General features: G+C 72.9%; 7 protein-coding genes. 1 reads left to right on the forward strand and 6 read right to left on the reverse strand.

Annotated features, from left to right (window positions below; all coding sequences use genetic code 11):
* Positions 1 to 95 precede the first annotated feature (95 nt).
* Positions 96 to 695 carry a DJ-1/PfpI family protein gene (locus ABNT58_RS26615; RefSeq protein ID WP_348756391.1) on the reverse strand — a complete coding sequence of 200 codons (600 nt, stop codon included), beginning with the start codon at positions 693 to 695 and terminating at the stop codon, positions 96 to 98.
* 64 nt (positions 696 to 759) lie between these two features.
* Between ABNT58_RS26615 and ABNT58_RS26620 the strand changes: the two genes are divergently transcribed.
* Positions 760 to 2,091: a PLP-dependent aminotransferase family protein gene (locus ABNT58_RS26620; protein WP_348756392.1), complete on the forward strand. Its 1,332-nt coding sequence runs from the start codon at positions 760 to 762 to the stop codon at positions 2,089 to 2,091.
* 13 nt (positions 2,092 to 2,104) lie between these two features.
* Here the strand turns inward: ABNT58_RS26620 and ABNT58_RS26625 are convergent, their stop codons facing one another.
* From ABNT58_RS26625 to ABNT58_RS26645, 5 genes are all read right to left on the reverse strand, one after another.
* Positions 2,105 to 4,558 (reverse strand): TonB-dependent siderophore receptor, encoded by a 2,454-nt coding sequence (locus tag ABNT58_RS26625; RefSeq protein WP_348756393.1) that lies wholly within the window; start codon positions 4,556 to 4,558, stop codon positions 2,105 to 2,107.
* Between the two features lie 60 nt (positions 4,559 to 4,618).
* A complete protein-coding gene (locus ABNT58_RS26630; RefSeq protein WP_348756394.1) occupies positions 4,619 to 5,614 on the reverse strand; it encodes a FecR domain-containing protein in 996 nt (331 codons plus the stop codon).
* The gene (locus ABNT58_RS26635) at positions 5,614 to 6,120 is read right to left on the reverse strand and encodes a sigma-70 family RNA polymerase sigma factor (protein WP_348756395.1); all 507 of its coding nucleotides are present in this window, start codon (positions 6,118 to 6,120) and stop codon (positions 5,614 to 5,616) included. Before ABNT58_RS26635 ends, ABNT58_RS26630 begins: the two co-directional genes overlap by 1 nt.
* A 32-nt stretch (positions 6,121 to 6,152) precedes the next feature.
* A complete protein-coding gene (locus ABNT58_RS26640; protein ID WP_348756396.1) occupies positions 6,153 to 6,629 on the reverse strand; it encodes a DUF4188 domain-containing protein in 477 nt (158 codons plus the stop codon).
* A 10-nt stretch (positions 6,630 to 6,639) separates the two neighbouring features.
* A partial coding sequence (locus ABNT58_RS26645) for a substrate-binding domain-containing protein (RefSeq protein ID WP_348756397.1) occupies positions 6,640 to 7,479 on the reverse strand: 840 nt, incomplete at its 5' end.

Genomic DNA, 7,479 nt, shown 5'->3' on the forward strand with positions numbered 1-7,479 from the left:
GGCGGCTTCTGGGCCACCCAGATCCTGCCCTTCGGCGACCCGGGCTCGTTCATGGGCTACGTCAACTTCGAGACGGCGACGTACCAGGCGTATCGCTAGACCAGGTAGGGCGACACGTTGCGCAGGGCGCGCGCCACGTACTCGTCCTTCTCGCCCACCGGGGCCACGTAGTGCATGGCCTGGGCTGCTGCTTCCACGCCTTCGGTGCGGGCGATGACCCAGGTGGCCAGGTATTGCGCGGCCAGGCAGCCGCCGGCGGTGGCCACGTTGCCGCGGGCGAAAAAAGGCTGGTCGAGCACGCTGACGCCGGCCTCTTGCACCCAGGGTTTGGTGGTCAGGTCGGTGCAGGCCGTCACGCCTTGCAGCAGGCCCAGCTTCGCCAGCACCAGCGCGCCGGAGCATTGGGCGCCGATCAGTTGCCGCGTGGGGTCCAGCTGCAGGCGCGCCATCAATGCCGCATCGGCCACCACCTGCCGGGTGAGCAGGCCGCTGCCCACGATCACCGCATCGGCCTGGCTGGCTTCTTCCAGCGTGCTTTGGCCGTGCAGCACCACGCCGTTCATCGACCGCACCTGCGGCGTGGGCGTGGCCAGCGTCACCCGCCAGCCGGGGCGCTGGATGCGGCGCAGCAGGCCCAGCGCGATGAGCGAATCCAGCTCGTTGAAGCCTTCGAAGGTGAGGATGGCGGTGTGCATGCGGCGGATGCTAGGCGCGGCATCCGATACGATCAAACGATTGTCATGGATACACGCTGCTGCCATGCCCCTGCCCCGCTACAAGCCGCTGGTGGACCGCCTGGCCGCCGACATCCGCCAGGGTCGGCTGCCGCCCGGCACCCGCCTGCCCACGCACCGCGCATTGGCCGCGGCCGAGGGCCTGGCGCTGGTGACGGCCACCCGCGTGTACGCGGAGCTGGAAGCCATGGGCCTGGTGAGCGGCGAAACCGGCCGCGGCACCTTCGTGCGCGAGGCGGGCTTGCCGCGCGGCCTGGGCATCGACCAGCAGGCCGCGGCCGATGGCGTGGTGGACCTGAACTTCAACTACCCCACCGTGCCCGGCCAGGCCGAGCTGCTGCGCCAGGCCTTGCGCCAGCTGGCGGCCGCCGGCGACCTGGAAGCGCTGCTGCGCTACCAGCCGCACGGCGGCCGACCGCATGAGCGGGCCGCCATCGCCCGCCACCTGCAAGACCGCGGGCTGCAGGTGCCTGGCGATCAGGTGTTGATCGTGGATGGCGCGCAGCACGGCCTGGCCGCCACGGTGATGGCCTTGCTGCAGCCGGGCGACGTGGTGGTGACCGATGCGCTGACCTACCCGGGCTTCAAGGTGCTGGCCGAGCAGCAGCACCTGGAACTGCTGGCGGTACCGGCGGCCGGTCAGGGGCCGGACCTGGACGCGCTGGAGGCGCTGTGCCGGCGCCGGCAGGTGCGTGCGCTGTACACCATGCCCACGCTGCACAACCCGCTGGGCTGGGTGATGAGCGCCACCCGCCGCCGCCAGCTCGCGGCCCTGGCGCGCCGCCATGGCCTGCTGGTGATCGAGGACGCGGCCTATGCCTATCTGGCGCCCGAAGCGCCGCCGCCGCTGGCCACCTGGCTGCCCGAAGCCACGGTGTACGTGTCGGGCTTGTCCAAGAGCGTGGCCACCGGGCTGCGGGTGGGCTTGGTGGCGGCGCCCGCGGAATGGGTGCCGCGGCTGCAGCGGGCCATACGCGCCACCACCTGGAACACGCCGGGCGTGATGACGGCCATCGCGCTGGGCTGGCTGGCCGATGGCACGGTGGCGCGGCTGGAAGCCGACAAGCGCGTCGATGCCGCGATGCGCCAGCAACTGGCGGCGCAGGCGCTGCGCGGGCTGCGGCTGCGCACGCACCCATCGTCTTACTTCGTGTGGCTGCCGCTGCCCGAAGGCGCCCGCGCCGACCGCGTGGCCGCCGCGCTGCTGAAGGACGGCATTTCGGTGTCCACCGCCGAGCCGTTTGCCGCGGCCGCGCCGGTGCCGCATGCCTTGCGGCTGGCATTGGGCTCGGTGGCGCCCGACGAACTGCGCAAGGCCCTGGCGCGGGTGCGAGAAGAGGTCGACGGGCTGCAGTGAGTGAATCGACCGTTCAGAACCGGTAGGCCGCGCTCAGCGACACCCGGCGCTGGCTGCCGTAGTAGCAATTGCCGCTGCTGCAGTTGACGAGCACGTCCTTGTCGGTCAGGTTGGACAGGTTGAGGGCCACGCTCCATGCACCTGCTTCCCAGCCCAGCAGGGCGTCGAGCAGGGTGTAGCCGGGCACGTCGCGCACCGCGGTTTCGCCGATGCCGTGGTGCGAACCCACCACGCGCGCGCCAACGCCCAGCTTGAAGCCCGAGGCGAAGCGCTGGTCCACCCACAGCGACAGGCGGTGGCGCGGCACGGCGGTGGCCTGCTTGCCCACCTGGGCCGGGTTGGCGCTGCGGGTGACGTCGGCCTTGGGCGTGAAGGCGTAGGCGGCGGTGAGGTTCATGCCGGCGCGCGGCTCGGCCACGGCTTCCAGCTCCAGGCCGCGCACCGTCACCTCGCCCTGGGCCGAGGGCACGAACAAGGCGTCGTAGGTCACGTAGTTGCGGCGCTGCAGCTCGAACACGGCGGCGCTGTACACCGCACGCTGGCCGGCCGGCTCATGGCGCAGGCCGGCTTCCAGCTGGCGCCCGGTCTCGGGGTCGAAGGGCCGCCCCGTGGCCGGGTTGAGCGTGGTGGAAGGCGAGAAGGAGCTGGCGTAGCTGGCATACGGCGACCAGCCGTCGGCCGCGCGGTAGACGATGCCGGCGCGCACGCCGGTGTGGTGGTCGCGCTGGCGGCTGCTGGCGTCGGCCAGGTGGTCGTCGGTGTCCACGCCCGCGCGGTCGTGGCGGGCGCCCAGCGTCATCACCCACGGGCCCTGGCGGATCTGGTCTTGCAGGTACAGGCCGGTTTGTGCCAGCACGGTGTGCGAGTCGACGGCCGGATCGCCCGGCACCACGGCACCGCCATACACCGGCGCCAGCACGTCGAGCGGGGAGACGGTGCCGCCGAACACGCTCAGCTGGTCGACCCGGCTGCGCTGCAGGTCGAAGCCGGCCAGCAGCGTGTGCCGCCAGGCGCCGAACGCCAGCTCGCCTTGCAGGCGGTTGTCCACCACCAGGGCATGGATCTTCTCGCGGCTGGTGGTGACCGACCGGCCCAGCAGCCGCCAGGCGGCCGGGTCTTGCGGGTTGGCGGGGGCGGGGTCGAGGTAGCCGGTCTGGTAGACCTGGCGCATGTCGGCGTCCAGCCGGGCCCAGCGCAGGCTTTGCGAGAAGGTCCAGCGGTCGCTGAGCCGGTGCGTCAGCTCATAGCCCAGCATGGCCTGGTCCTGGTCGAAGCGGTTGAAGCCCGGCTCACCGGCCAGCAGCGTGGCGGGCAGGCGCGTGCCGGCGGGCGTGGGCACCAGCGTGCCCGATTCAGGCAGCACCCGCACGTACACGCCGGCCCGCGTGCGCAGCAGCTGCGACCGCAGCGTGAGCCGCGTGTCGGGCCCCAGCTGCAGCGTGAGCGAAGGCGCCAGGTACTGGCGGTCGTTGGCCATGCCGCCGGCGGGCAGCTCGGCGTCGCGCGCCAGGCCCACCAGACGCCACTGCGCGGCCCCTGCTTCGCCGAAGGCGCCCGACAGGTCGGCGGCCAGCTCGCGCCGCGCGTCGCCGCCCAGCGTCATGCGCAGCTCCTGCAGCAGCCCGGGGCCGGGCTGCTTGCTCACCAGGTTGACCATGCCGCCGGGCCCGTTCTGGCCCCACAGCACCGAGGCCGGGCCGCGCTGGATCTCGATGCGTTCGACGCCGTAGTTCTCGGTCTGCCACACGGCCCACCAGGCGTTGTTGCGCAACTGCAGGCCATCGAGGTAGTAGCCGGGCGACAAGGTCTCGAAGCCGCGCACCGCGATCCAGTCGTAGCGCGAGTCGTCGCCGTAGATGCTGGCGTCCACGCCGGGCGTGTAGGCCAGCACGTCCTGCAGCCGGGTGGCGCCCATGGCCTCGATGCGTTCGGCGGTGACCACCGACACCGACTGCGGCGTGTCGGCCAGCGCGGTGTCGGTCTTGCTGGCGGTGGCGCTGCGGCGCGCCACGTAGCCGGCCACCGGGCCGGTGGCGGACTCGGCGGCGGCCCGCGCGGTGACGGCCGGCAAGGCCGACACCACGGCGGCGCCGGCGCTGGCGTTGGCCGCCTGGCCGCCACGCACCAGCGCCCAACCGCCCTGCGGTTGCGGCCGGGCCTGCAGGCCGGTGCCCTGCAGCAGCTGCTCCAATGCCGCGCCCACCTCATGCGGGCCGCGCAGGCCGGGGCTGCGCAGGCCGGCCACCAGATCGCTGGAGAACGACAGCAGGATGCCCGCTTCGCGGCCGAAGCGGTTGAGCGCCGGCTCCAGCGGGCCGGGCGGGATGTCGTACGCGATGCTGGCGGCCTGGGCCGCGGGCACCAGTGCGGCCAGCAGCACGGGCGACAGCGGCAGCGTGCAGGCCAGCGCCGCATGAAGGGTGAACCGGGCCAGGGGCCGGCGCGGGCGGTGGGGCATCAGATGCATGGGGTTCCTCTCGGACAACAGGGGGTTCTTCCTGCTTGTCACGCGAGAACCGCCAAAGGCTCAGGTTTTCATCTCGAGCGTGAGCCACCAGCGGGTGCGCCAGACGGCGCGCACCGGCAGCACCACCGGCAGCATGGCCAGCAGGCGGTCCGGATCGGCCAGCGGGTAGCTGCCCGACACGCGCAGCGCCGCCGCCTGCGGCGTGCAATCGAGCCGGCCGCGGCGGTGGCGGCCGAGCTCGGCCAGAAAGGCGTCCAGCCGCAGGCCGCTGGCCACCAGCATGTCGTCGGCCCAGGCAGCGGCGTCGAGGTCGGCGGGCTGGGCCGGCTGCATGCCGCGGGCATCGAAGCGCGCCTGTTGACCGACCTGCAGGCGCTGCACCGCGCCCGCGGCGGGATGCACATCCACCGCGCCGGCATGCACCGCCACGGCCACCTGCGCGCCGTGCTCACGCACGCGCCAGCGGGTACCCCGCGGACGCAGCTCGCCGGCGGCGGTTTGCAGCACGAAGGGGCGGCCCGCGGCGTCGGGCCCGGTGTCCAGCAGCAGCTCGCCGCGGCGCAGCAGCAGGCGGCGCTCGGTGGCACCGAAGCGCAGGTCGACGGCGCTGCCGCTGTTGAGCGCCAGCCGCGTGCCGTCGGCCAGCACCGTGTGCCGGCGCTCGCCCACGCCGGTGCCCAGGTCGGCCAGCCGGGCCTGCAGCGCCGGGTCGTCGTGCAGCGCCCAGGCCGCGCCGCCGCCCAGTGCGGCCAGCAATGCGCCGCCCAGAGAACCCCGGATCGCACGCCGCCGCGCAACCGCCGCCCCTGCCAGCGTGCCCTGCACCAGCGCGGCGGCACCGGGCACATCGGCCAGGTCGGCGTGCACACGCTGGTTCAGGCGGGCGCCCACCGCTTCCAGCCGGGCCCAGGCGAGGCGGTGCAGGTCGTCGCGCGCCAGCCAGCGCTGCCAGCGCTGGCGCAGGGCCTCGTCGGCCGCATCGGCCTGCAGGTCCACCCACCAGGCCACGGCGCGGCGCGCCACGGCCGGCGGAATGGGCAGCTCGGCCGCTTCCATCAGCGCAGCGCGAAAAAGCAGCGTGCGCCCGCGCGCTGCAAGTAGCGCTTGACGGTGGCCAGCGACAGCCCCAGCTCGGCGCCGATCTCGGCCAGGGGCCGGCCGTCCAGCTGCGCCATCAGGAAGGCGCGGCGCACCACGGCGGGCAGGCCGTCGAGCAGGCGGTCGATCTCCAGCAGCGTTTCCAGCAGGATGGCCCGCTCTTCGGGCGAGGGCGCGACGATCTCCGGGTGCGAGGCCAGCGCCTCCAGGTAGGCGCGTTCGAGCTGCTCGCGCCGCCAGTGGTTGCCCAGCACCCGCTGCGCCACGGTCGTCAAGAAGGCGCGCGGCTCCTGCAGCGCCATCGGCTCTTCACGGGCCAGCAGGCGCACGAAGGTGTCATGCGCCAGGTCGGCCGCGCGGTGGCCGCAACCCAGGCGCCGCCGCATCCAGCCCTGCAGCCAGCCATGGTGCTCGGCATACAGCGTGTGAACCTGGTGATGGAGGGCGGACGGGGGAACGGCCATGCGAGCGAATGCGAATCACTCGCATTCTAGGGTCACCTGCCAAGCCGCTGCGAGGCCGATTGCCGCCCGCCACTGGCCGGCAGCAACTGCCCGGCACGCCCCAGGCCGAAGGGCGGCATGTTCACGTACACGTTCTCGTGCGTGCCTTCGCGGGCCACATAGGTCTCGTGCCAGATGCCCACCGAACCATCGGTGCCCACCGCACGGTTGAAGGCGCGCCAGGCCGGCAGGTGCTCGGCGTTCTTGTTGCGGGCGTAGGCCAGCAGCTGGTCGAGGCTGCGCCAGTACTGCAGCATCAGCGTGGTGCGGCCGAACCACGACTCGGCATGCAAAAAGCCCAGCTCGGGCTGGCGCGCCAGCTCGCTGACCATGCGCGGCATGGCAGAGGCCACCGGCCACCATTTGTGCACGCGCCACGGCTGGTTCAGGCGCATGCCGATCAGGAACACGACGAACTCGCCCGGCAGCTGAGCCGTCAGGCGCTCGGGGCGGATCGGGGCGGTGGGCATGCGCCCGAGCCTAACCCGCGGCCTGTGACGAACCCCGCACCACCAGCTTGCCCGGCAGCAGGATCTGCCGCGCCGGCAGCTGGCGGCCCTGCAAGCGTTCCAGCAGGCAGCTGGCGGCCACGTGGCCCAGGTCGTCGGTGGGCTGGGCGATGGTGGACAGGCCGGGGCCGATCAGCGGCGCCCAGTCGGTGTCGTCGAAGCCGACGAAGCCCAGGTCGTTGCCGAACTGCCAGCCCAGCTGCGCCACCGCGCTGGCCACGCGCAGCGTCACCACCGCGTTGCTGGCGATCACCGCCACCGGCTTGCGGCCGGAGCGTTTGCGCCAGTCCTTCAGGGCCTGCACGAGGGCGGCTTCTTCTCCTTCTGCGGCTTCCAGCGTGTGGCCGTTGGCGGCGCGGCCCTGCTCGGCGATGAAGGCGCGGAAGGCGGCCTCACGCTCCACGCGGGAGCTGACGCCCTTGATGGGCTCGGTGACGTAGAGCATCTCGCGCCAGCCGTTGGCCAGCAGATGGCCGGCGGCCTGGCGCACCGCATCGGCGTTGTCCAGGGACACGAAGTCGGCCTTCATGCCCGGCGGCCGGCGGTCCACCAACACCGCGGGTTTGCCGTGGCGGGCCACCTCGCCCGCGGCCATGGGGTCGGCGCCCAGCGTGTTGAGAATGAAGCCTTCCACCTGGTAGGAGGCCAGCGCCTCGATGCCTTCACGCTCACGCTCACTCTGGTTGCCCAGGTTGAACAGCATCACCAGGTAGCCGGCCTGCTGGCAGGCTTTCTCGGCGCCGCGCAGCACCGCCACCGAAAACGGGTTGGTGATGTCGGCCACCACCAGGCCGATGAGCCGCGAGCGCCC

Source organism: uncultured Aquincola sp. (assembly GCF_964001545.1).
Taxonomy (GTDB): Bacteria; Pseudomonadota; Gammaproteobacteria; order Burkholderiales; family Burkholderiaceae_C; genus Aquincola.

Coding starts and splice junctions, on each gene's coding strand:
- ABNT58_RS26615 (WP_348756391.1), bottom strand. CDS start 695: ATGCACACCGCCATCCTCACCTTCGAAGGCTTCAACGAGCTGGATTCG.
- ABNT58_RS26620 (WP_348756392.1), top strand. CDS start 760: ATGCCCCTGCCCCGCTACAAGCCGCTGGTGGACCGCCTGGCCGCCGAC.
- ABNT58_RS26625 (WP_348756393.1), bottom strand. CDS start 4,558: ATGCATCTGATGCCCCACCGCCCGCGCCGGCCCCTGGCCCGGTTCACC.
- ABNT58_RS26630 (WP_348756394.1), bottom strand. CDS start 5,614: ATGGAAGCGGCCGAGCTGCCCATTCCGCCGGCCGTGGCGCGCCGCGCC.
- ABNT58_RS26635 (WP_348756395.1), bottom strand. CDS start 6,120: ATGGCCGTTCCCCCGTCCGCCCTCCATCACCAGGTTCACACGCTGTAT.
- ABNT58_RS26640 (WP_348756396.1), bottom strand. CDS start 6,629: ATGCCCACCGCCCCGATCCGCCCCGAGCGCCTGACGGCTCAGCTGCCG.